This is a genomic window from Geodermatophilus sp. DSM 45219, from assembly GCF_900104025.1.
Lineage (GTDB): Bacteria > Actinomycetota > Actinomycetes > Mycobacteriales > Geodermatophilaceae > Geodermatophilus.
This window is the reverse complement of sequence record NZ_FNIQ01000004.1, coordinates 108,760-131,756: the sequence shown is the minus strand read 5'-3', so window position 1 is coordinate 131,756 and position 22,997 is coordinate 108,760. Positions and strand designations below refer to the sequence as shown.

Genomic DNA, 22,997 nt, shown 5'->3' with positions numbered 1-22,997 from the left:
CCCGCCCGAACGGCCGGTCGACGGCGACCGTTCCACCGCGGTGACCCACTGTCATGCAGGTTGCCGTCCTCGGTGATGCTTCCACCGTGACGACGAACGGTGTCCAGGACCGACAAGTACGCGGCCGGTGGATCAGCGCGGGATCCGCCGAGCGGAACCTGGGCCTGCTGCGGCCTGGCGAACTGGCGCAGCTGCGGATGCTCGGCACCGTCCGGCACGCCAGCGCGGGCACGGTGGCGGCCGCCGCCGGCTCCCAGGTGACCGAGATCCAGATCGTCGGCACGGGCGAGTTGGAACTGCGGGCGCGGCTGGACCAGGGCCGGGCGACCATGGCGGTGGTCCGCACGGGCGGGGTCATCGCCGACATCCCGCTGCTGCTGAACGCGCCCATGCCCTTCGACGCCATCGCCAGCCGCGACACCGAGCTGATCGCGCTGTCCCGGGGCCGGTGGACCGAACTGCTGAGGAGCTCACCGGACCTCGCGCTGCGCTGGATGACCTCGATCGCGCGACGGCTCGACGACGACCGGCGGCGACTGGTGGTGGTGACCTCGAAGCCTCTGGTGAGCCAGGTGGCCTACCTCCTGCTGGATCTCGCGGAGGACGGGCCGGCCGGCGACCAGGTGGTCCGGTTGAGCCACACCACGATCGCGCACCTCCTGGGCGCTCGGCGCCAGTCGGTCACCCGAGTCGTCGGGCAGCTCAAGGGACACGGCCTCGTGGACTCCCGGTACGGGTACACCGTCATCCGCGACCCTGGCGGGCTGCGCGAGGTGATGGGCAGCGAGCCGCTCCCGTGACGGGAGGACCCGGTCGCCCACCCGCCGACTCGGTGTCCAGGTGACGGTCGGCGGTCGCCTCGGGCGCCGGGGTCGCCGTCGCGTACGACGGCACCGCCGCGGCCCAGCACCCCGGTCCGGCCGACGGCCACGCCGCTGATCTGACCGCCGCCGGGTACAGCCCCGGCGCCGTGCTCATCAGCGAGGGGAGACGGTGAAGGCCCTGGCCGGCCGACCGCGGAGGGCCCAACACGGTCACCGAGGTGACCAATCGGGCAGAGCGCAGCACCGGCCGGTGCTGTCGTCCTCCGGCGGCCGCTGGCCGTCCACGAACCGCCGAGGAAAGGCGACACCATGACCCGCATCCCCCTGCACACCGTCGACTCCGCCCCCGAGGGCAGCCGTGACGCGCTGAAGGCGCTCGAGGCCAAGTTCGGCAAGGTCCTCAACATCCACGGCGCCATGGCGCACTCCCCCGCCGTCCTGCAGACCTACGCCGCCGTCCAGCAGGTCATGCAGGACACCGGCACCTTCGACGGGCGGACCCGCGAGGCCATCGCCCTCGCCGTGGCGAACGTCGACGAGTGCTCCTACTGCCAGGCCGCGCACACCGCCGGCGGGAAGGCAGCCGGGCTCAGCCTCCAGGAGACGATCGACATCCGCCGCGGCCAGGTCGAGGACCCGAAGCTGAACGCGCTGCTCACCCTCGTCCGCGAGCAGACCGCCCACGTGGGCTCGGTCCAGGACAGCACGTGGCAGGCGGCGCTCGACGCCGGCTGGTCCGACGCCGAGCTGACCGAGACGTCGGCCCATGTCGCGCTGAACCTGTTCACGAACTACTTCAACCATCTGGTCCGGACCGACCTGGACCTGCCCGCCGCGCCGGCCCTCTGAGAGATTCCGCTCCGGCACCGCGGGTCCACCGGGGTGTCGGAGCGGAACCAGGCACGAGTCCACCCGACCAGGAGACGACAGGCAGCACTACGTGGCCTCAGGAGCGGCCGCCGACCTCGGCACCCCCGCTGGCCCGCATCGAAGGCAGCAAGCACTCTCCTCCCGAGGACCACCCGACGTCATCGCAACCGCCACCGACGAGCTGCTGCCCACACGCCCCGCCCCGCCCACCCGAGGAGCACACGTGACTGCACCGCAAGTCGTCGTCTTCGACGTCAACGAGACGCTGTCGGACATGGCCCCGCTGGCCGCCCGGTTCCGAGATGTCGGCGCCCCCGAACTCACCGACCGCGTGTGGTTCGCATCGCTGCTGCGGGACGCCTTCGCCCTGACCGCAGCAGGAGGCACCGAGCGGTTCGCGACGTTCGCCACCGCCGGGCTCCGGAGCATCCTCGCCGGCGTGCCGCTGACCCGGGAACTCGATGCGGCGGTCGAGCACGTGATGAGCGGCTTCACCGCCCTCGACGTCCACCCCGACGTGCCCGGCGGCGTCCGCGCCCTGAAGCAGTCCGGCCGGCGGCTGGTCACCCTGAGCAACGGCTCGGCCGGCGTGGCCGAGCGGCTCCTGAGCACCGCCGGCATCCGTGACGAGTTCGAGCACCTGCTGTCGGTCGAGGACGCCGGCGTGTGGAAGCCTGCGCCCGGCTCCTACGCCTACGCCGCCCGCACCTGCGGCGTGCAGCCGGCCGACATGATCCTCGTCGCCGTGCACCCGTGGGACATCGACGGCGCGAACCGGGCCGGCCTGGCGACCGCCTGGATCAACCGCGACGGTCGGCCCTACCCGGAGTACTTCACCGCGCCGACGCACACGATCGCCGAGCTGCCCGAACTGGCCGATCGCCTCGCCGCCTGATGTCCGGCCGGCTGGGCGACCTGTCCCCCGTCCATCGGCACCACGGCGGTACCCACCGTCGCCCCGATCGCCGATGACCTGGTGATCCCGGCGTTCAGGTTCTCGTCTTCCGACCCGGACTGCCCGCTGGTCACCCACACCCGCGATGGATCACGCACCTGGTCTTCGACCTCGGTGTGGCCACCGTCGTGGAGTCCGGCTGGGTGCTGATCCGGATCACGACACGCCCACGCCTCGACCCGGCGCCATCGGCCACACCGCACCCGCAGAGCAGGACCCCCGGACAGGAGCACCCGATGAGTGAGCACTTCGACGTCATCGTGATCGGCATGGGCCCTGGCGGGGAGGTGGCCGCCAGCAGGCTGCTCGACGGAGGCAGATCCGTCGCCGTCGTCGAGCGCGAGCTGATCGGTGGGGAGTGCGCGTACTGGGCCTGCATCCCGTCCAAGACCGTGCTGCGCCCGCCGGAGGTCAGTGGCGAGGTGGACCGGGTCGCTGGGGTCGACGGCGCACGGATGGACTGGCCCGCAGCGCGGGACCACCGCGATCAGATGGCCCGCCACCTGGACGACTCGGCCCAGGTGGACGGCTACGTCGACCGAGGTGCACGGGTGGTCAAGGGGGTGGCCCGCTTGACCGCCCCCGGAGTGGTCGACGTCGACGGGCGTGAGCTCGCCGCCGACCAGGTGGTCATCGCCACCGGGTCTGCTCCCGTGATCCCGCCCATCGAGGGTCTGGACGACGTCACGGTGTGGACCAACCGCGAGACCTACACCGCCGCCGACCTGCCGGCTCGCGCGGTGGTCATCGGCGGTAGCGCCGTGGGCGTCGAGACCGCGCTGTTCCTGGCCCGCTTCGGGACGGCCGTCACGCTGGTCCAGCGCAGCGGGCGGCTGCTCAGCCGGGAGGACCCACGGGTGGGGGACCTGGCACGCGCCGCACTGGGAGGAGCCGGCGTCGAGATCCGCGTCGGCACCACCCCGAGGCGGGCTCGGCGTGACGGCGCCGATCAGGTCGTCGAGCTCGACGACGGGACCTCCGTGCGTGGTGACGTGGTGATCATGGCGACCGGCCGCGCGCCGCGCAGCGACGGTCTCGGCCTGGAAGAGGTCGGCGTGAGCCTGGGCGAGCGCGGTGAAGTCCTCGTGGACGAGCACTGCCGGGCCGCGGACAGGATCTGGGCCCTGGGCGACGTGACCGGCGTCCTGCCCTTCACCCACGTGGCCAAGTACCAGGGCCGCATCGTCGCCGATGCCATCCTCGGTCGCGCCCGTCCCGCCCGCTACGACGGCATCCCGCGGGTGGTCTTCGCCGACCCCGAGATCGCCGCTGCGGGGCTGACCCAGGCCCGAGCCGACGCCCGAGGGCTGCGCACCGCGGCCGTCGAGGTCGACCTGGCCGAGTCGATCGCCCGGCCGTGGACCTTCGAGCAGCACCCGCGGGGTCATCTGGGTCTACTGGCCGACGTCGACCGGCGCGTCCTCCTCGGAGCCTGGGCCGTGGCGCCTCAGGCCGGCGAGTGGATCCACCAGGCCTCCCTGGCCATTCGCGCCGGCATCCCCATCGACACCCTGCTCGACCAGGTCGCGCAGTTCCCCACCTACACCGAGGGCTTCCTCACCGCCCTGGAGGCCCTGGACCTGTAGCGCTCCTGCCAGATGCCTGGCCGCGACAGCCCGTGGCAGCAGTGCTCGCGGCGTGGACAGGGCCGGAAGCCCCGACGACGACCGGCGGCCGGCAGGCGGACGATCAGGCGGCGACGGGCCGTGCGCGGCCGGATGCGTGGTGGGCCTGCACCGGCTCGACACCCCGAGCGGGCTCGACACCCCGAGCGGGGCGGACGTGGAGGGCGGTCAGGTGCCAGGTCGTGCAGTCTGCACAGCTGGCGAGCCAGACGTGGTGACGCAGACAGCGGGCGCGGTCGGTCATGGCGGTGCTTCTCTCTCCTGGTCGGGTGTACCCCCGCCGGTTATCCGTGCCTCCGTTGTAGCGGGGGGGTCTGACATCCCCGGCCTTTCCCGGGGGACCATCGAGGTCGGATCCGGGGGAGCTGGGAACTCCCTCGTCTCCCTGTCACGAGGGGATCGGCGCACCCGGGCCCGCACACGAGCCCGCGGCTGGCCGCGAACACCCGTTGGGGGGATCCGCCGACGGGCTCCTGCCGCGGTCCGGCGGGCGGCGTCCCCGGGGCGTGCGGTGCTCAGCAGCACCAGCCGCGGCCGGCCCACGCGCCGCAGCATCGCCGGCACGAGCAGGCGCGAGGCGACCGTGGCACCGGCCCGGATGCTGAGCAGCAGCCCCACCGTCGACGGCGGGGATGCCGCGCCTCTCGCCGAGCAGCGGGAGGTAGGCGATCAGCAGGTCCACCGCTGCGGCGAGGACCAGGCTGGTGAACACCCCCGCCGGCACGCCGGGCAGCCGGAGGATCTGCCACACGGGCGTCGCCGCACCGGGCGGCCCTGCCGTGGCCGGGGGACGCGATGCCGGACGGCGGTCCAGGCCGCCACCGGCAGGGCGGCGGCACACAGCGCCGCGGCGGCGAGCAGCGCCTGCGCCGTGACCGTGGCGAGCTCGCCGGGCGCCGTGGACAGGACCGCGCCGCCCAGTGCCGGTCCCACCAGCTGACCGGCCGACACCACGGCGGTGAACAGGTCGAAGCCCCGGTCCAGCCCCTCCGGTTCCAGGCGGAGGCTCATGAAGAGCTCACGGGCGATGCCGGCGCCCCTCAGCCCATGGTGGTCGTCCTGTACGGCGTGCCCGTCCTGTCGTAGGTGGTCCACTCCCCCACCTGGCGGCCCTGCTCGAAGGAGCCCGAGCGCAGCAGCGTGCCGTCGAGCCGGAACCACTCCCAGCAGCCGTGCGGGCGTCCGGCGACGACCGGCCCGCGGGCGCGCAGCGACCCGTCGCGGTGGCGCTCCTCGTGGAGTCCCTCGGTGAACTCGGTCTCCGGCACGGTGGGCTCCCGGGCGGTCGTCGGACGGGGTGGTCGCGGCTGGACGGTGCCTGAGACAGCGGGACCCACACCTACCGCCCCGGCGACGGTCCCGGCAAGCGCCCACCCGGTGCGGCGGTCACCCCCCCGGACGACGGCCGGTCCGGAGCGCCTCGGCCAGCCCGACGGCCTGCGCCAGCACCTGCTTGACCGGTCGGTCGAGCGCGGCGGCGGCCCGGGCGACGTCCTCCCACTCGGGCATGGCGTTGACGACCGAGCCGTCGGCCCCCCACCCGAGCTTGACGGCGACGGGGTGCCCGTCGACGGAGACGGTGTCGAACGAGCGCCGGACGGCGTGCCGGACGACGGTCGTCTCGCGGACGCCGAGGGTCGTGGTCTCGCGGAGGAGGACGTCCCGGACCCGGGCCACCTCGGCCGGACCGGCGAGCGCCGCGACGACGTGCGCCGGACGGCCCTTCTTCATGAGCACCGGGGCCAGCCAGGCGTCGAGGGCGCCAGCGTCCAGCAGGGCGGCGAGGACCACCGGCCAGGCGCGCGGGTCGAGGTCGTCGACGTTGGCCTCGAGGACCACCGCCGTCGTCGTGTCGAGACCCCCGACGGCGCCGGAGGGGGCCGGCGTCTCCTCGACCTCGCCCACGACCAGGCGCACCACGTTGGGCCGGCCGGCGGGATCCCGGGTGCCCGCGCCGGTACCGGTGGCCGTCGGGCGCAGCGCCGGCATCGGACCGAACCCGTCCGCGAGAGCGGTGGCGAGTGCGACCCCGGTCGGCGTGGCCAGTTCCACCTCGTCGGGGCCGCCCCGCCCGGGTGCCCCCGCCGCCTCCAGCAGGGCCAGCACGGCCGGTCCGGGGACCGGGATCGTCCCGTGCGCCGTCCGCGCCGTCCCGCCCCCGAGCGCGATGGGCGAGGCCAGCAACCGGTCCAGGCGCAGGGCGGCCAACCCGGCACAGACCCCGACGACGTCGGCGACGGCGTCCAGCGCGCCCACCTCGTGGAAGTGCACGTCCTCCTCGGCCACGCCGTGCACCGCCGCCTCGGCCCGCGCCAGCGCGCCGAACACCTCGACCGCCGGCGAGCGCAGCGGCTCGGGCAGCCGGCCGAGCAGCCGGCGGACGTCGGACCAGCGGCGCGTGGGCTGGCCGGCCTCCGGGGCGTCCACGACCACCCGGACCGCCCGCAGCCCGCCGCGCCGCACGTCCTCGGCGCGCAGCGTGACGGGCAGCTGCAGGGGTTCCAGTGCCGCGGCGATGTCGGCGAGCGGCACGCCCGCCCCCACGACGGCGCCCAGCAGCATGTCGCCCGCCACGCCGTTGCCGAGGTCCAGCCACCCGACCCGGGTCACCGCCGCTCCCCGACGCCGGAGCCGCCGGCGTGGATGCTCCGTGCGATCCGCGCGGCGAAGACCCCGGCTCCGAACCCGTTGTCGATGTTGCAGACGACCACGCCCGCGGCGCACGAGTTGAGCATCCCCAGCAGCGCGGACAGACCGCCGAAGCTGGCCCCGTAGCCGACGCTGGTCGGCACGGCCACCACCGGTGTGCCGACGAGCCCGCCGATCACGCTGGGCAGCGCGCCCTCCATGCCGGCCACCACGATCGCGATGTCGGCGTCCTGGAGCACCGGCCGGGCGTCGAGCACGCGGTGCAGCCCCGCGACCCCGACGTCGACCACCCGGACGACGTCGGCGCCGAAGACCCGCACCGTGGTCGCGGCCTCCGCCGCCACCGTCGCGTCCGACGTCCCGGCGGTGACGACCGCGACGAGGCCCCGGGCCGGCGGCAGGTCCCCGACGACCAGCGTCGTCGCCTCCACCCGCGCCCCGGGCCACCGCAGCCGCACCGCCGCCACCGTCGCCGGGTCCGCCCGCGTGACCAGGGCCGGCCGGTGCGGAGCCGCCTCGCGGAGCGTCCCGACGATGGCGACGACCTCCTCCGGCGTCTTCCCGGCGGCGTAGACCACCTCCGGGTCCCCGGTGCGGGACAGCCGATCGGTGTCCACCCGCGCGAACCCGAGGTCGACGTACCCCGGGTCGCGTCCCTCGCCGTCCACAGCGGCATCCTGCACGGCAGCGGCCGGCTGCCCACAGCGGGGCCGCGCAGGCGGTCCGCCCCTGGTGGGCCCGCGGCGGCGCCGGGACCGGCGGTCCCGGTTAGGGTCCGAGCAGGCTCCACCGACCGGACGGCAGGACGGGTGATCAGATGAGGGTCCAACTGGCCTACGGCGAGCAGGGTCTGACCGTCGACCTGCCTGACGACCGGACGACGGTCGTCGAGCCCCGCTACGTGCCCGGCGCCGACGATCCCGCGGCGGTCCTGCGGTCGGCCCTGCGCGCACCGGTGGCCGGGCCACGGCTGCGCGAGATCGTGCGACCGGGGCAGAAGGTGGCCATCTCCGTCTGCGACGGCACCCGCGCCCAGCCGCGTGACCTCATGGTCCCGGCCGTGCTCGAGGAACTCGACGGGATCGTCTCCCTGGACGACGTGGTGGTCCTGGTGGCCACGGGCACCCACCGCGGCAACACCGAGGCCGAGATCCGGAGCATGCTCGGCGACGACGTCGTCGACCGGGTGCACGTCCTCAACCACGACGCCCGCGACGAGGACTCCCTGGTCTGGATGGGCACCCACGGCAACGGCGTGCCCGTCTGGCTCGACCGCCACTGGGTCGAGGCCGACGTCCGGATCACCACGGGGTTCGTCGAGCCGCACTTCTTCGCCGGGTTCAGCGGCGGCCCGAAGCTGGCCGTCCCCGGGCTGGCCGGCCTGGAGACCGTGCTCACCCTGCACGACGCCGAGCGCATCGGCTCCCCCCGGGCCGTGTGGGGCGTCTGCGAGGGCAACCCCGTCCACGACGACATCCGCGCGGTCGTCGCCGCGGTCGGTGGCGTGCACTTCGGCTTCGACGTCACCCTCAACCGGGACCAGCAGATCGTGGGCGCGTTCGCCGGGGAGCTGTTCGCCATGCACGCCGCGGCCCGCGAGGCGGCGCGGGAGCTGGCGATGGCCCCGGTGCCGGAGCTGTTCGACGTGGTGGTCACGACCAACTCCGGCTACCCCTTGGACCAGAACCTGTACCAGGCCGTGAAGGGCATCTCCGCGGCGGCCACGGTGGTGAAGGACGGCGGCGCGATCGTGTGCGCGGCGGAGTGCCGGGACGGGTTCCCCAACCACGGCTCCTACCGGGAGGTGCTCGAGTCCGCGGAGTCCCCCCAGGCGCTCCTCGACCTGATCGAGAACCGGCCGAAGACCGTGCCCGACCAGTGGCAGGTCCAGGTGCAGGCGAAGATCCAGAGCCGGGCGCGGGTGATCATGCACACCGCCTACCTCTCCGACCACGCCCTCGAGGCGGCGCACCTGGAGCAGACCCACGACATCGGCGCCACGGTCCGGGAACTGCTCGACGCGGCAGGGCCCGACGCCCGGGTGTGCGTGCTGCCCGAGGGGCCGCAGACCATCCCGTACGTGAGCTCCGAGCTGCTCGCCGAGATCAGCTGAGTCGCAGCGCGCACGGTCCGTACGGGCGAGGAACGGGAGAGCACGTGTCTCTGACGGCACTCCGGCCGGAGGACCGCCGGGCGGTCGACGGCCTCCGGGAAGGGCTGGCCGGCACGGCGCGGCTGGGGGTCGCGTTCTCCGGGGGCGTCGACTCCTCGGTGCTGCTCGCCCTCGCCGTCGACGCCCTCGGCCCGGACCGCGTGCTCGCCCTCCTCGGGGTCTCACCCAGCCTCGCGTCCGACGAGCGGGAGGCCGCCCACCGGGTCGCCGCGCACGTCGGGGTGCCCGTGGTGGAGGTGCCCACCTTCGAGGGGGACCGGCCCGAGTACCGGCGCAACGGCCCGGACCGCTGCTTCCACTGCAAGGACGAGCTGTTCGAGCGGATCTCCCAGGACGTCGTGTCCCGGTACGGGCTGACCGCGGTCGCCTACGGGGAGAACGCCGACGACGCCCGGCGACCGGACCGCCCCGGATCTCGCGCGGCCACCGCGCACGCCGTGCTGCGCCCGCTGGCCGACGCCGGTCTGGACAAGGCCGCGGTGCGCCGGATCGCCCGCGCGCTGGACCTGCCCTGCGCGGACAAGCCCGCGGCGCCGTGCCTGGCCTCGCGGATCCCGCACCACAGCGAGGTCTCACCCGAGAAGCTCGCCCAGGTGGAGGAGGCGGAGGCCGGGCTGCGGCGACTCGGGCTCCGCGACCTGCGGGTCCGTCACCACGGGGACGTCGCCCGCCTCGAGGTCGCGGTCGAGGACCTGCCGGCGCTCGTCTCGGACCCCCTGCGCGAGCAGGCGATCCGGGTGGTGCGGGCAGCCGGCTTCCGGTTCCTCGCCCTGGACCTCGCCGGCATCCAGTCCGGCGCCTTCACCCTGCCGCTGGTGGGCGTCCGCGAGGGCTGAGCCGGTGCGGTGGCCCCTGCCGGTGAGAGGACCCTCTCCTCCCCACCGCTCGCAAGCTCGCGGCAGGCCCCGGGAGAGGGCCGAGCGGTGGGGGCAGGGGTCCTCCGTCAGGCCGGCTCGGCGGGCAGGCCCAGCCGGCGGAACAGGTCCTTGTCCAGGTCGAGGAAGCTGGAGATGTGCGCGACGCGGCCGTCGCGCACCTCCAGCACGTGCAGCGCCCACGGCTCGAACCCGCCGCCGGCGCGGGGACGCCACTGGGCCAGCGCCGGTGCGCCGTTGGCGGTGGTCGCCAGCACGCGGGAGCCGCGGCACTCGGCGCCGGGCCCGAGCATCCAGGTGCCGATGTCGGCCCGCCCACGCAGCCACATCTCGAACGGCGGCATGTGCTGGGTCGCGTCCTCGTGCAGCAGCGCCACCAGACCCTCGACGTCGTAGCGCTCGAAGGCGTCGACGTAGCGCTCGAGCAGTGCGCGGTGGACGTCGTCCAGCGGCTCGGTGTCGGCCTCCCCGCCGACGGCCGCCATCGTGGCGCGGGCCCGCTGCAGCGCGCTGTTCACCGAGGCGACGGTGGTGTCCAGCAGCTGCGCGACCTCCTCGGCCCGCCAGCGCAGCACCTCGCGCAGCAGCAGCACGGCGCGCTGGCGCGGCGGCAGGTGCTGCAGCGCGGAGACGAAGGCCAGCCGGATCGACTCGCGCTGCACGGCCTGCTCGGCGGGGTCGGCGTCCTCGGCCACGACCTGCCGGTCGAGCACCGGCTCGACCCAGGCGGTGCCGGGACGGCGGCCGGCCAGCGAGGCCGGCACCGGCTGCCACGGCGAGCCGGAGAGGTCCATCGGCAGCGCCCGCCGCTGGCGGCCGGAGAGCTGGTCGAGGCAGACGTTGGTGGCGATGCGGTACAGCCAGGAGCGCAGCGCCGAGCGGCCCTCGAAGTCGCCCAGGCCGCGCCAGGCGCGGACCATCGTCTCCTGCACCGCGTCGTCGGCGTCGAACGCCGACCCGAGCATCCGGTAGCAGTAGCCGGTCAGCTCCCGCCGGTGCTCGAGCAGTCGCGGGTCCAGTTCGTCGGTCAGCACGGTCGTCACGGGGTCCTCCTCTGCGCGGGCCGCGACAGCTCACCACAGGACACCGACACAACGGGAGGCGCGGCACCCCTCCGTGTCGCATCCCGCCCGCCCCGCTCCCCGTCCGCCCGGGCGGGCCGGACGGGGAGCAGGGGGCCTTCTCACGGGAAGAGCGGTTCCCCGGCGCGGACGAGCTGCCAGTTGTCGACGGCGGACCCGGCCGGGTCGATGACCTGCCGGTCCTGGGCCCGGTCGATGAGCAGATGGCGGATCTCGGCCTGCTCGTCGTGGACCACCTCGGCCCCGCTGACGTGCGGGAAGCCGCCGCCGCGGCGGTAGTCGTTCACCGCGACGACGAAGCGGTCGGCGTCCTGGACGACCGTGCCGTCGGGCACCTCCAGCCGGGTGACCCGCTCGCCCTCCGGGCTGGAGACGTCGAGGTCGTAGACCACGCCGGAGAGCGTGTCGTAGTCGTAGTCCGGCTTGGTCGGCGCCAGGGCGGCCGGCGTCACCTCGCCGGTCGCGGGCACCTGGGAGGAGTAGGACGCCGACTCCTCGAGGTAGGCCCGCAGCTCGGCGCCGGTCAGCTCCACCGCCTCCAGGGTGTTGTCGAAGACGTAGAGGCCGGCGATGTCGCGGATCGTCACCTCACCCTGCGGGAAGACCGCCTCCCGGCTGAACGGCGCGGCGATCGAGAGCACCGGCAGGTCGGCCCGCTCGGTGCCCTCCAGCGCGTGTCGACCGTCTCGGTCTGCACGTGCTGGATGAAGTCGAGGATCGGGGTGTCCTGGTACCAGCTGGTCGCCGTCGTCAGCTCCTCGGTGGAGGTGGCCACGACCTGGTCGACGTAGTAGACGGTGGTCGCGTGCGCCTCGGCGGTCGCGGCCAGGACGTCGGGGTCCTCCGGGAGGTCCTTCGTCCGCAGCGCGGTGGCCTCGGTGCCGACGACGTCCCACTGGCCGCGGACCTTGCGCAGGCCGACGTCCACCTGCGACACCGTGCTGCCCCAGCGGTAGGGCTGGGTCAGCAGCACGTCGTCCCCGGTGGTCTCGTTGCGGACGAGCTGCGAGGGTGGTGACCGGCGGGCTACTGGTAGCTGACGAAGTCCGGGCGCGGCTCGACGGCGACCGTCTGCTCCGGGGTGAGCATCGGCAGGTCCTCGTCGTAGAAGTTCTTCCAGCCCCAGGCGACCTCGTCGGGCTCGGTCTGCCGCAGCACCCGCCAGGTGTCCTGCTTGGCCGGCTGGGGGCCCTGCCCGTCGACGTGCACCATGAGCGCGAGCTCGTCGCGGGAGGTGTCCAGCCGCTCCCGCTCCGGGATCATCCGGACCTGGAACTGGTGCAGGACCAGCAGCTTCTGCGGCAGGTCGTTCGCCCGGGTCAGGTCGGCCAGCCAGGTGACCACCTCGTTGACCTCGTCGATGGACACCTGGCCGATCTGCTGCAGGTGCACCTGGTCCGGGCGCAGCCGCCACTCCGGGTCCAGCGCCAGCCCCACGTGCGGCAGCTCCAGCAGCGAGCGGTACTGCTCTGCCTGGGTGCGGAAGTCGGTGCGCCCGGGCTGCAGGTCCAGGACGACGTAGAGCCCCGCCTCCCCGGCCGCCTCGACCCACGGCCGCACGGCCTCGACCGGCTGCTCGGTGGAGTAGTTGCCGTCCGGCCCGGCGACCGACGACGCCACGGTCACGATGATCTCGAAGGCCGGGACGACGGGCATGTCGACCAGCTCCTCGTACGGGGCCGCCGTGCTCCTGGCCCGCTCGATCGACGCCTCCAGGTCCTGCTCGCCGAGGACGCCGAGCGCCGCGCCCTCCGTGCTGCCGTAGAGGGCGACCATCATCCGCCCGGGGAACAGCAGCTGGCCCCCGCCGGGCAGCTGGGCGCCGGTGGCAGCGGCGTCCAGCTTCCAGTCCAGGCCCTCCTCGGCGGCGAACCCGGCACCCAGCGCGACCACCGTCTGCGGCTCCTGCTCGGTCATCAGCTCGACCAGCTCCGCGGACCCGCGGGGGTCGGTGCCGCCGGTGAGCTGCACCCGCGCCCCGGCCGCCCGCGCGGTCGCCACACCGGCCAGCGCCCCGGGGTCCCCGGTGGTGACCACCAGGGTGTCCTCGAGATGCTCGGCCCGCTCCACCGCGGGCAGCTCCCCCGCGTCCTCCCCGGCGGCGGCCGGCGCGGCCCCCGCGGGCTGCAGCGCGGCGGGCTGCCCGGGGTCCAGCTCGGCGACCGCGGCCGTCGCCGCGCCGTCGTCCACCTGCTGGACCTCGCCGAGCTCCAGGCCGGTGGCCCCGGCGACGGCGTCGGGGTCCGCGGGGACGGCGACCACCTCCGGCCCGCCCTCCCCGCCCCCGCCCTCGGCCTCCCCGACGGCGAGCACCGTCGTCGTCCCCAGGCGCTCCAGCTCGGTGGTCAGCGCGTCGGCCGCCCCGGCTCCGGACGGCTCCAGCAGCAGCGGCACGCCGAGGCCGGTGGCCGCCGAGGCGCCCAGCAGCGTCCCCGCCGCGTCGCCGTCGCGGGCCACCACCACGACGTCCGCGGTGTCGAACAGCGCCCGGCTGGCCGATGCCGCCGAGGCGACCGGGTCCTCGTCGGCGACGAGGGTCAGCCGGGCGTCGGGGGCCGAGGTCGTGACGCCGGCGGCGTCCTCGGCGTCCTCGCCCGAGGCCGCGCCGCAGCCACTGGCCAGCAGCACGGCGGTCAGGGCGATCGGCACCGTCGGAGCGCGCACAGCTCCCTCCCCCTGCCGGGCCCGAGGTCGCACGGGGCACGACGGCGTGGGCGCGCCCGGCACCTGGCGACCCTAACCGCGGGTCGGCGCGGGTCACGGCGACCGCCCGCGGCGGTCACCGGCCGTGTGGAGGCAACCCCCGTGTCCACCGGCCGTCGCCAGGCCGGGCAGCGGGAACCCGGTCGCCGTACGTCGGACCCGCCGGGTAGACAGCTCCGGTGACCGAGATCGCCGACCGGCTGCGCCCCGCCACCGCCGAGGAGTGGCCGGCCTTCAGCCGGGCCGTGTTCACCACGTTCGGCGACGAGGCGCCGGCGTCCTTCGTCGACAGCGTGCCGGCGCACGCGGAGCTGGACCGCACCCTCGGCCTGTGGGACGGCGACCGGGTGGTCGCGACCTCGGGCGTCTACAGCCGGGAGCTGACGGTGCCCGGCGCCGTCGTCCCGTGCGCCGGGGTGACCTGGGTGAGCGTGGCGCCCAGCCACCGCCGCCAGGGCGTGCTGACGGCGGTCATGCGGCGCCAGCTCACCGAGCTGCACGAGCAGGACCGCGAGCCGGTGGCGGCGCTGTGGGCCTCGGAGTCCTCGATCTACGGCCGGTTCGGCTACGCGCCGGCCACCTGGCGGGGCAACCTCTCCGGCGAGGTCGCCCGGCTGCGGCTGCGGCCCGGCGTCGACCTCGGCGCCGGGGCGGTGCGCCAGGTGGGCGTCGAGGACCACCGCGCGGCCGCGGTGGGGTTGCACGACCGGGTGCGCCGGCTCGTCCCGGGCAACCTCGCGCGCACCGCCCCCTGGTGGGACCGGGGCCTGCATGACGAGCCCACCCAGCGCCGGGGCGCCACCGAGCGCCGGTTCCTGCAGCACGTCGAGCCCGACGGCACGGTCACCGGCTACGCGGCGTACCGGGTGCGCTCGGCGTGGACCGACGACGGCCAGCCCGACGGCACCGTCGTCGTCGAGGAGGTGCGCGCCCTCACCACGCCGGCGTACGCGGCGCTCTGGCAGTTCCTGCTGTCGCTGGACCTGGTGCGCACGATGCGGGCGCCCACCGCCTCGCCGGACGACCCGCTGCGGCTCCTGCTCGCCGAGCCGCGGGCGCTGCGGTCGCAGCCGTTCGACGCGCTGTGGGTGCGGCTGGTCGACGTGGGCCGCGCGCTGGCCGCCCGCCGCTACCCGGCGCGGGTCAACCTGGTGCTCGAGGTGCGCGACCCGTTCTGCCCGTGGAACGACGGCCGGTGGTCGCTGGTCGGCCACCCGGCCGGCGCCTTCTGCGCCCTGACCGACGCCGACCCCGACCTGGTTCTCGACGTCGAGGCGCTCGCGGCGGCCTACCTCGGCGGGGTGTCGCTGGCGACGCTGCAGGCGGCCGGCCGGGTCACCGAGGTGAGCCCGGGGGCGGTGACCCAGGCCGCGACGGCGTTCCGCTGGCCGGTCACCCCGTGGTGCCCGGACGAATTCTGAGCCGGAGCGGGCTCAGACGGCCGGGTCCTCCCGGGTGGGCAGCCCGCCGGCGGGGCGGTGCCGGTCGCGCTCGTAGTCGCCGATCAGGCCGATCCGGCGGACGTGCCGCTCGTCGCCGCTGAACGGCGTGGCGAGGAAGTGCAGCACCAACCCGGTGGCCTCCTCGACGCTGTGCTGGCGGGCGCCGATCGAGACGACGTTGGCGTCGTTGTGCTGGCGGGCCAGCTCCGCGGTCTCCCGGTTCCACACCAGCGCGGCGCGCACGCCGGGCACCTTGTTGGCCGCGATCTGCTCGCCGTTGCCGGAGCCGCCGATGACCACGCCGAGGCTGCCGGGCTCGGTGACCGTCCGCTCGCCGACCTCGAAGCAGAACGGCGGGTAGTCGTCCTGGGCGTCGTACTCGAACGCCCCGCAGTCCACGGGCTCGTGGCCGGCCTCGGTCAGCGCCTGCTTGAGGTGCTCCTTGAACTCCAGGCCCGCGTGGTCGGTCCCGACGAAGACGCGCATGGCGGGGAGTCTGTCAGGCTGCCCGGGTGGCGGTGCTGGGTGTCGACGGGTGGCGCGGCGCCTGGGTGGGAGCCCGGCTCGACGGACGGTCGGTCGAGCTGCTGGCGCTGTCCGACGCGGCCGCCGTCCTGGCCGTGGAGGACGTCGAGGTGGTCGGCATCGACATGCCCATCGGCTTGTCGGACGACGGCGTGCGCGCATGCGACGTCGAGGCCCGCCGCGCACTGAGCCGGTACGGCGCCGCGAGCACCGTCTTCCCCACACCGGTGCGCGCGGTCCTCGCGACCGACGACTACGCCGAGGCGCGGACGCTGTCGCGCGCGGCGACCGACCCGCCTCGCGCGCCGTCCGCGCAGTCGTTCCAGCTGGTGAAGGCGATCCGCTCGCTCGACGAGATGCTGGGCGACCCGCCCACCGACCGCGTGGTGGAGGTGCACCCCGAGCTGGCCTTCCGGCTGGGGATGGACCCCGCCGTCCGGGATCCCAAGGGCACCGCGCGCGGGATGGCCCAGCGGCTCGTCGCCCTGCGCCGGGTGATGGACGTCGACGCCGCTCTGCTGGACGCCCCACCGCGGGTGCCGGCGGTCGACGCCCTGGACGCCTGCGCCGCCGCGTGGTCGGCCCGGCGGATCGCCGACGGCGCCGCCGAGTGCGTCGGGGACGGCGCCACCGACGCCCGCGGCCGGCCGATGCGGATCTGCTGGTGACCTTCCGCGAGGTCGCCGACGGCGTGTTCGTCCGCCGGCACGCCTCCCTGGACCTCAACTGCGGCCTGGTCGTGGGCGAGGACGCCTGCCTGGTGGTCGACACCCGCTCCGACCTCGGCGAGGCCGCGGACCTCGCCGCCGCCGTCCGCCGGGTCACCCCGCACCCCTGGATGGTGGTCGACACCCACGCCCACTACGACCACTGCTTCGGCAACGCCGCGTTCCGGCCGGCGACGGTGTGGGGGTCGCGCGGGTGCGCGGCCGACCTGCTCGCCACCGGGGAGGCGCAGCGGGCGGCGCGGGTCGCCGAGCTGCTGGCCGGCGGCGACGCCGAGGCCGCCGAGCGGGTGCGGCGGGCCCCGCTCGACCCGCCCGACGCGCTGGTCGACCAGGTCGCGGTGCTCGACGTCGGCGGTCGGGAGGTGGTGCTGCGGCACCTCGGCCGCGGGCACACCGGGCACGACCTGGTGGTCGAGGTGGAGGACGGCGTCGTCTTCGCCGGCGACCTGGTCGAGGAGGGCGGCCCGCCAGCGTTCGAGGACGCCTTCCCCGCCGAGTGGCCGGCGACGCTGGGCCGGCTGCACGCGCTGGCCCGGGGTCCCGTCGTCCCCGGGCACGGCGCCGTGGTCGACGCCGCGTTCGTGGGCGCGCAGCGGGAGGAACTCCTCGCCGTCCTGTCGTCGCTGCGCGCCGGCCGGCTCGACGCCGGCCCCTACGACGCGGCGACGATGCGCGTGGCCGCCTCCCGACTCAGCGGCGGGTGATCTCCAGCGCGTCGGCCGGCACGGAGTCCATGTCGGGGCCGGAGAGCCTCGTCCGCTTGAGCTCCCAGAAGTCGGGCAGGTTGGCGAGCAGGACGGCGCCGTCGAAGGCCTTGCCGGCGTCCTCACCGGTGGGCACCTTGCTGATCACCGGGCCGAAGAACGCCACCCCGTCGATGTGCATGACCGGGGTGCCGACGTCGTCGCCGACCGGGTCCATGCCCGCGTGGTGGCTCTTCTCCAGAGCCTCGTCGTACTCGGTGGAGGTGGCGGCCTCGGCCAGCGACGCCGGCAGGCCGACCCGCTCCAGTGCCGGGGCGACCAGCTCGTCGAGCTCCACGCCCTCGTGGTGGCGCAGCGTGCCCATGGCCGTGTAGAGGTCGCCGAGGACCTCGTCGCCGTGCTGCTGCGCCGCGGCGATCGCGACCCGGACCGGGCCGATCGCCTTGGTCATCATCTCCTGGTAGTCCTCCGGCAGGTCCCGGCCGCGGTTGAGCACCGCGAGGGACATGACGTGCCAGTGCAGGTCGATGTCGCGGACCTTCGCCGCCTCCAGGACCCAGCGGCTGGTCAGCCACGCCCACGGGCACAGCGGGTCGAACCAGAAGTCCACGCGGGCCTTGGTGGGCGCGCTCTGCACTGCCTCGGTCATGCGTTCTGCTCCTCGCGTCGTCCGTACCCGGCTGCTGCACGCCGGGCGTCGTCCCTGCCGGTGCCAAGCCGGCTCCGACGACCGTTGTTCCCGCAGCTGGGGACCCTCCGGTCCGGCCCCGGGCGTGTCGGGACGCCGTGGGAAGCTGCCCCGCGTGGCTGTACCCAACCTGACCCGCGATGACGCCGCCGCCCGCGCCCGACTGCTCGCCGTGGAGGGCTACGACGTCCGGTTCGACCTGACCGACGGCGCCGGGCACGCCGGCGAGCACACCTTCGGGTCGACGACGACGGTGCGGTTCACCTGCCGCGAGCCCGGCGCCGGCACCTTCATCGACCTGGTCGCCGAGAAGGTCCGGTCGGCGACGCTCAACGGCGAGCCGCTCGACGTCTCCACGTACACCGAGGAGGGCGGCCTGCGACTGCCCGGGCTGGCCGCCGAGAACACCCTCGTCGTCGAGGCCGACTGCCGGTACTCCAACTCCGGCGAGGGGCTGCACCGCTTCGTCGACCCGGAGGACGGGCAGGTCTACCTGTACACGCACTTCGAGCCGGCCGAGGCCAAGCGGGTGTTCACCTGCTTCGACCAGCCCGACCTCAAGGCGACCTACACCGTGCACGTGACCGCGCCGTTCGACTGGCAGGTCGTCTCCAACACCGGCGAGCGGACCATCGAGCCCGGGCCCGGCGGCTCGCAGCTGGTGCACTTCGCGCCGACGGAGCGGCTGTCCACCTACCTGCTCGCGGTGATCGCCGGCCCGTACGCCCGGGTCACCGACTCCCACGAGGGCATCCCGCTGGGGCTGTACTGCCGCGCGTCGCTGGCCCAGCACCTGGACCCCGACGAGCTGTTCCGGGTCACCAAGCAGGGCTTCGACTTCTACCACCGGGTCTTCGACTTCCCGTACCCGTTCGACAAGTACGACCAGCTGTTCGTGCCGGAGTTCAACGCCGGGGCGATGGAGAACGCCGGCGCGGTGACCATCCTGGAGGACTACGTCTTCCGGTCCCGGGCCACCCGGGCGAAGTACGAACGGCGCGCGGAGACGATCCTGCACGAGCTGGCGCACATGTGGTTCGGCGACCTCGTGACCATGCGCTGGTGGGACGACCTGTGGCTCAACGAGTCCTTCGCCACCTACATCTCCACGCTGTGCCAGGCCGAGGCCACCGAGTACACGACCGCGTGGACGACGTTCGCCAACACCGAGAAGGCCTGGGCCTACGCGCAGGACCAGCTCCCCTCGACCCACCCGATCGCCGCGGACATGGTCGACGTCGCCGCGGTCGAGGTGAACTTCGACGGCATCACCTACGCAAAGGGCGCCTCGGTGCTCAAGCAGCTGGTCGCCTACGTCGGCCGCGACGAGTTCCTGGCCGGGATCCGCCAGTACTTCCGCACCCACGCGTTCGGCAACACCACGCTGTCGGACCTGCTCGACCCGCTGTCGGAGACCACCGGCCGCGACCTGTCCGAGTGGTCGCGCCAGTGGCTGGAGACCAGCCAGGTGAACACCCTGCGGCCGGTCCTCGAGCTCTCCGACGACGGCCGCTACCGCCGCTTCGCCATCGCGCAGACCGCCGTCCCCGAGCACCCGGTGCTGCGCCGGCACCGGCTTGCCGTTGGCCTGTACGACGAGGGGCCGGAGGGGCTGGTCCGGCGCACCCGGGTCGAGCTGGACGTCGACGGCGAGCTGACCGAGGTCGCCGAGCTCGCCGGGCACCCCGCCGCGGACCTGGTGCTGGTCAACGACGACGACCTGACCTACGCCAAGCTGCGCCTGGACGACCGGTCACTGGCCACCCTGCAGGGGTCGATCGGCGCCATCCCCGACCCGCTCCCGCGCGCGCTGTGCTGGTCGGCAGCTTGGGACATGACCCGGGACGCCGAGCTGCCGGCCCGGGACTGGGTGGCGCTGGTGCTGGCCGGGGTGGACGCCGAGACCGAGATCAGCGTCGTCCAGTCGCTGCTGGGCCGGGTGACCGCCGCGCTGGCCAACTACACCGACCCGCGCTGGGTCGAGACCGGCTGGCGCGCGCTGGCGGACAAGGCGCTGGCGGCCCTGGAGGCGGCCGGGCCCGGCAGCGACACCCAGCTGCAGTGGTCGCGGACCCTCGCCGGCGCGGCCCGCACCGAGGAGCACGCCGCCGTCCTGCGCGGCCTGCTCGACGGCTCGCGGGTGGTCGAGGGGCTGCCGGTCGACGCCGACGCCCGCTGGGCGTTCCTGCACGGGCTGGTCGCCATCGGCGCGGCCGGGGACGCCGAGATCGCCACCGAGGAGGCGCGCGACGCCACCGCGACCGGGCAGCGGCGGGCCGCGACCGCGCGGGCGCTGCGACCGACGGCGGAGGCCAAGGAGGAGACCTGGACCCGGGCCTTCCACGACGACACCGTCCCCAACGCGGTGCACGAGGCGATGCTGCAGGGCTTCTGGCACCCGGCCCAGCGCGCGCTCACGGCCGGCTACGTCGAGCGGTACTTCACCGACATCCGGCCGCTGTGGGACCGCCGTCCCGGCGAGATCGCCAAGAACGCGGTGCAGTACCTGTTCCCGCCGGTGGTCGAGCTGCGCACGGTGCAGGCCGCCGACGCGTGGCTGGCCGGCGACGACCACCCCGCGGCGCTGCGCCGGCTGGTCGCCGAGGGCCGCGACGGCATCGCGCGCTCGCTGCGCGCCCGGGAGCGGGACGCCGCCGAGCAGGGCTGAACCGCCGGACGTGAGAGGCCCAGGACCCGCCGGGTCCTGGGCCTCTCACGTCCGGCGCGTCAATGGGTGCGCAGGCCCCGCGGGTGGCCGGCCTGGTCGGACAGCTGGCGCAGCCCGTTGACGATGCCGCCCACCAGGTCGCCGGAGGCGAAGGCGTTGGTCATCGACAGCACGGCCAGGGCGCAGGCCCGGTCGGGCAGCCGGCGGGCCGCCGCGGCGCCGGTGACGACCTCGACGACCCGCTGACCGGGCGAGACGGCGATCAGCACAGACTCCGGGAGGTCGTGGCCGGAGTGCCCGGAACGCTCGAAGAGCTCCTCGGCACGGGCGCGGGTCTGCGGGCCGAGGTCACCGATGTAGAGGGTGAAGCGCAGCCCGGTCTCCCGGGAGGACATCGTCAGCGCCTCGTCGATGCGCAGCAGCTCGCGGTAGCTGAAGATCGTGTCGGGCGCCTCGGCCTCGTCGGCGCGCGTCGCCATGGTGCCGGCGGACGTCGCGGTGTCGTGCGACGTCCCTTCGAGCACGCGGGTCATCTCCGGCCTCCGTGGGGGCTCGCAGGGGTGTCGAGGGTGGTGCGGCGCGGGGGCACGCCGGTCACCAGGTCCCGCGGGCGCCGCCGAGGGGGCGGGCCGCGGTCAGGGCCGCCGCGCTGATGGCGTGCGAGCCGCGGGCGCCGTGCCCGCCGTCGGCGACGCCGGCACCGTGCGGCGCGGTCGGGGCACCGGGCTGGCCGGTGTTGCGCTCGCCGTGCTGCTCGGGGTACATCGACGAGCCCAGCGCGGTGGTGCCGTCACCGGGGACGCCGGCCGGGCCGTGGGCCGCGGTGGGGCCGTGGCCGCCACCGGCGGCCGGGTGCGGCTCATACCAGACCGGCTCGTGCTCCCACGCCTGGCCGGGCTTCCAGCGCGGCTTCTTCCTCCGCCCGGGGACGAGGGTCAGCAGGGCGAGGACGGCCACCACGGCCAGCGGGGCCACCACGTAGACGAGGATGGTCTCGACGACGGTCACGTCCCTCAACCTACCGGCAGGCGCCGTCGCTCTCCTGCTCAGTCCCAGGACGGCGGGTGTCGGTGCCTCCAGGGCCGGGCCGCCTCCAGCTGGGCGGCCAGGGAGACGAGCGTGACCTCGTCGGCGGGGCGCCCGACGAGCATCGTGCCGACCGGCAGCCCCTCGGGCGTCCAGGACAGCGGCACGCTCACCGCGGGCTGGCCGGTCACGTTGAACACGGCGGTGAAGGCGGCGTAGCGCTTCTGCCGCTCGAAGTCCGCCGCGCCGTCCCCGTCGGCGCCGAACCAGTCCAGCGGCCGCGGCGTCATCGTGGTCACCGGCGCCAGCAGGACGTCGTAGCGGTCGGTGGCGGTCACGAAACGGCGGGCGAACAGCCGCAGCGCGGTGAGCGCCTCCATCGCCTGCTGCGCGGTCAGCGCCAGGCCGCGGGCGCGCAGCTCCCGGGTCAGCGGTTGCAGCTCCCCCACCTGCCCCGGTGGCACCGGCAGCAGCGTCCCCGACAGGGTCCAGACCCGCTCGAAGGCGCCGAGGACGTCGGGGCCCAGCAGTCCGGACGGCACGTCCTCGACCTCGTGGCCGAGGTCCTGGAGCAGCCGGGCGGCGTCGTCGAGGGCCGCCTGCACCGCCGGCTCCAGCCCGGCGTCGGGCATCGGCGACTCCAGGTGCCGGCCGATCCGCAGCCGGCCCGGCTCGCGGCCGGCCGCGGCGAGGAAGGTCTCCCCCGGCGGCAGCGGCGGCGCCCAGGCGGGGTCGCCGGTCACCGGCCCGGCCATCGCGTCGAGCACCGCGGCGGCGTCGCGGACGGTGCGGGCCAGCGGGCCGTTGGTGCCCAGGCCGGTGACCTCGCTGCCGTACGGCGCGTTGCTGACCCGACCGCGGGTCGGCTTGATCCCGACCAGCCCGTTGACGCTCGCCGGGATGCGGATCGACCCACCGCCGTCGCTGCCCTGCGCGAACGGCAGCATCCCGGCGGCCACGGCGACCGCCGCTCCCCCGCTGGAGCCGCCGGCCGAGCGGGTGGGGTCCCACGGGCAGCGGGCCGGGCCGACCAGCGCGTTGTCGGTGTAGCAGGGGAAGCCGAACTCCGGGGTGTTGGTCTTGCCGATGCTGATCGTCCCGGCCTCGGCCAGCCGGGTCACGACGGCGTCGTCGACGGGGGGCACGGAGTCGGCGAAGACGGTGCTGCCGAACGTCGTCCGGACGCCGGCGGTGTTGTTCAGGTCCTTGATGGCCGTGGGGACGCCGTGCAGCGGCGGCAGCCCGCCGCCGTCGCGCACGCGGCGCTCGGCGCGCCGGGCCGCGGCCAGCGCGCGCTCCGGGGTCACGGTGAGGAAGGCGCCGAGCCCGGCGTCGAGGGCCTCGACGCGGCGCAGCGCGTGCTCGACCAGCTCGACCGGGCTCACCTCCCCCGCCCGGACGGCGGCGGCCTGCTCGAGCGCGGTCAGGTCGTGCAACTGGGTCCCCGAGGTCACGGATCC

General features: G+C 75.0%; 23 protein-coding genes. 10 read left to right on the top strand and 13 right to left on the bottom strand.

Going from position 1 to position 22,997, the window contains the following annotated elements; genetic code table 11:
• The first annotated feature begins 86 nt into the window (after window positions 1-86).
• From BLR12_RS13560 to BLR12_RS13545, 4 genes are all read left to right on the top strand, one after another.
• Window positions 87-800, top strand: a complete 714-nt coding sequence (locus BLR12_RS13560) for a Crp/Fnr family transcriptional regulator (RefSeq protein WP_176832508.1) — start codon at window positions 87-89, stop codon at window positions 798-800.
• Between the two features lie 333 nt (window positions 801-1,133).
• A complete protein-coding gene (locus BLR12_RS13555; protein ID WP_091378943.1) occupies window positions 1,134-1,673 on the top strand; it encodes a carboxymuconolactone decarboxylase family protein in 540 nt (179 codons plus the stop codon).
• A gap of 244 nt (window positions 1,674-1,917) precedes the next feature.
• Window positions 1,918-2,589, top strand: a complete 672-nt coding sequence (locus BLR12_RS13550; protein WP_091378941.1) for a haloacid dehalogenase type II — start codon at window positions 1,918-1,920, stop codon at window positions 2,587-2,589.
• 296 nt (window positions 2,590-2,885) lie between these two features.
• Window positions 2,886-4,235, top strand: a complete 1,350-nt coding sequence (locus BLR12_RS13545) for a dihydrolipoyl dehydrogenase family protein (protein WP_091378939.1) — start codon at window positions 2,886-2,888, stop codon at window positions 4,233-4,235.
• A gap of 708 nt (window positions 4,236-4,943) precedes the next feature.
• On the opposite strand, the gene BLR12_RS13540 is transcribed toward BLR12_RS13545, so the two are convergent.
• The 4 genes from BLR12_RS13540 to larB all read right to left on the bottom strand — a co-directional run bounded on the left by BLR12_RS13540 (window position 4,944) and on the right by larB (window position 7,591).
• A complete protein-coding gene (locus BLR12_RS13540) occupies window positions 4,944-5,285 on the bottom strand; it encodes a hypothetical protein (protein WP_091378937.1) in 342 nt (113 codons plus the stop codon).
• A gap of 29 nt (window positions 5,286-5,314) precedes the next feature.
• Window positions 5,315-5,542: a toxin-antitoxin system YwqK family antitoxin gene (locus tag BLR12_RS13535; protein WP_091378935.1), complete on the bottom strand. Its 228-nt coding sequence runs from the start codon at window positions 5,540-5,542 to the stop codon at window positions 5,315-5,317.
• A 118-nt stretch (window positions 5,543-5,660) separates the two neighbouring features.
• A complete protein-coding gene (gene larC, locus BLR12_RS13530) occupies window positions 5,661-6,884 on the bottom strand; it encodes a nickel pincer cofactor biosynthesis protein LarC (protein WP_091378933.1) in 1,224 nt (407 codons plus the stop codon).
• Window positions 6,881-7,591 carry a nickel pincer cofactor biosynthesis protein LarB gene (larB, locus tag BLR12_RS13525; RefSeq protein ID WP_091378931.1) on the bottom strand — a complete coding sequence of 237 codons (711 nt, stop codon included), beginning with the start codon at window positions 7,589-7,591 and terminating at the stop codon, window positions 6,881-6,883. The genes larC and larB overlap by 4 nt, the downstream gene beginning before the upstream one ends.
• 149 nt (window positions 7,592-7,740) lie before the next feature.
• Between larB and larA the strand changes: the two genes are divergently transcribed.
• Window positions 7,741-9,036 (top strand): nickel-dependent lactate racemase, encoded by a 1,296-nt coding sequence (larA, locus tag BLR12_RS13520; RefSeq protein ID WP_091378929.1) that lies wholly within the window; start codon window positions 7,741-7,743, stop codon window positions 9,034-9,036.
• A gap of 44 nt (window positions 9,037-9,080) precedes the next feature.
• Entirely contained in the window at window positions 9,081-9,932 is an 852-nt protein-coding gene (gene larE / locus BLR12_RS13515) for an ATP-dependent sacrificial sulfur transferase LarE (RefSeq protein WP_091378926.1), read from the top strand.
• Window positions 9,933-10,039: 107 nt separating this feature from the next.
• On the opposite strand, the gene BLR12_RS13510 is transcribed toward larE, so the two are convergent.
• The 4 genes from BLR12_RS13510 to BLR12_RS13500 all read right to left on the bottom strand — a co-directional run bounded on the left by BLR12_RS13510 (window position 10,040) and on the right by BLR12_RS13500 (window position 13,717).
• The gene (locus tag BLR12_RS13510) at window positions 10,040-11,014 is read right to left on the bottom strand and encodes a sigma-70 family RNA polymerase sigma factor (RefSeq protein ID WP_091378923.1); all 975 of its coding nucleotides are present in this window, start codon (window positions 11,012-11,014) and stop codon (window positions 10,040-10,042) included.
• Window positions 11,015-11,154: 140 nt separating this feature from the next.
• Window positions 11,155-11,694 carry a 5'-nucleotidase C-terminal domain-containing protein gene (locus tag BLR12_RS24540; protein WP_176832507.1) on the bottom strand — a complete coding sequence of 180 codons (540 nt, stop codon included), beginning with the start codon at window positions 11,692-11,694 and terminating at the stop codon, window positions 11,155-11,157.
• Complete coding sequence (locus BLR12_RS24535) at window positions 11,637-12,026, bottom strand: bifunctional UDP-sugar hydrolase/5'-nucleotidase (protein ID WP_176832506.1); 390 nt, start codon at window positions 12,024-12,026, stop codon at window positions 11,637-11,639. Before BLR12_RS24535 ends, BLR12_RS24540 begins: the two co-directional genes overlap by 58 nt.
• 53 nt (window positions 12,027-12,079) lie before the next feature.
• Window positions 12,080-13,717, bottom strand: coding sequence for a hypothetical protein (locus BLR12_RS13500; RefSeq protein WP_091378919.1), 1,638 nt, complete (start codon window positions 13,715-13,717; stop codon window positions 12,080-12,082).
• Window positions 13,718-13,935: 218 nt separating this feature from the next.
• Between BLR12_RS13500 and BLR12_RS13495 the strand changes: the two genes are divergently transcribed.
• Window positions 13,936-15,177, top strand: coding sequence for a GNAT family N-acetyltransferase (locus BLR12_RS13495; RefSeq protein WP_091378916.1), 1,242 nt, complete (start codon window positions 13,936-13,938; stop codon window positions 15,175-15,177).
• Between the two features lie 12 nt (window positions 15,178-15,189).
• Here BLR12_RS13495 and BLR12_RS13490 read toward each other — a convergent pair whose 3' ends face one another.
• Window positions 15,190-15,684, bottom strand: coding sequence for a ribose-5-phosphate isomerase (locus tag BLR12_RS13490; protein WP_091378914.1), 495 nt, complete (start codon window positions 15,682-15,684; stop codon window positions 15,190-15,192).
• 26 nt (window positions 15,685-15,710) lie between these two features.
• Here BLR12_RS13490 and BLR12_RS13485 point away from each other — a divergent pair, with 26 nt between their 5' ends.
• Both BLR12_RS13485 and BLR12_RS13480 read left to right on the top strand, forming a co-directional pair.
• Complete coding sequence (locus tag BLR12_RS13485) at window positions 15,711-16,391, top strand: DUF429 domain-containing protein (RefSeq protein WP_091378911.1); 681 nt, start codon at window positions 15,711-15,713, stop codon at window positions 16,389-16,391.
• Window positions 16,388-17,155 (top strand): MBL fold metallo-hydrolase, encoded by a 768-nt coding sequence (locus BLR12_RS13480; protein WP_255363483.1) that lies wholly within the window; start codon window positions 16,388-16,390, stop codon window positions 17,153-17,155. The genes BLR12_RS13485 and BLR12_RS13480 overlap by 4 nt, the downstream gene beginning before the upstream one ends.
• On the opposite strand, the gene BLR12_RS13475 is transcribed toward BLR12_RS13480, so the two are convergent.
• Window positions 17,142-17,804: a mycothiol-dependent nitroreductase Rv2466c family protein gene (locus BLR12_RS13475; RefSeq protein WP_091378907.1), complete on the bottom strand. Its 663-nt coding sequence runs from the start codon at window positions 17,802-17,804 to the stop codon at window positions 17,142-17,144. The genes BLR12_RS13480 and BLR12_RS13475 overlap by 14 nt on opposite strands.
• 154 nt (window positions 17,805-17,958) lie before the next feature.
• Here BLR12_RS13475 and pepN point away from each other — a divergent pair, with 154 nt between their 5' ends.
• On the top strand, window positions 17,959-20,511 hold the full coding sequence (gene pepN, locus BLR12_RS13470) for an aminopeptidase N (protein WP_091378904.1): 2,553 nt from the start codon (window positions 17,959-17,961) through the stop codon (window positions 20,509-20,511).
• A gap of 59 nt (window positions 20,512-20,570) precedes the next feature.
• Here the strand turns inward: pepN and BLR12_RS13465 are convergent, their stop codons facing one another.
• The 3 genes from BLR12_RS13465 to BLR12_RS13455 form a co-directional block, all read right to left on the bottom strand.
• Complete coding sequence (locus tag BLR12_RS13465) at window positions 20,571-21,044, bottom strand: DUF5130 family protein (protein WP_091378901.1); 474 nt, start codon at window positions 21,042-21,044, stop codon at window positions 20,571-20,573.
• Between the two features lie 61 nt (window positions 21,045-21,105).
• A complete protein-coding gene (locus BLR12_RS13460; RefSeq protein ID WP_091378899.1) occupies window positions 21,106-21,519 on the bottom strand; it encodes an aa3-type cytochrome oxidase subunit CtaJ in 414 nt (137 codons plus the stop codon).
• A 38-nt stretch (window positions 21,520-21,557) separates the two neighbouring features.
• Window positions 21,558-22,991 carry an amidase gene (locus BLR12_RS13455; protein WP_091378896.1) on the bottom strand — a complete coding sequence of 478 codons (1,434 nt, stop codon included), beginning with the start codon at window positions 22,989-22,991 and terminating at the stop codon, window positions 21,558-21,560.
• Window positions 22,992-22,997: the final 6 nt, after the last annotated feature.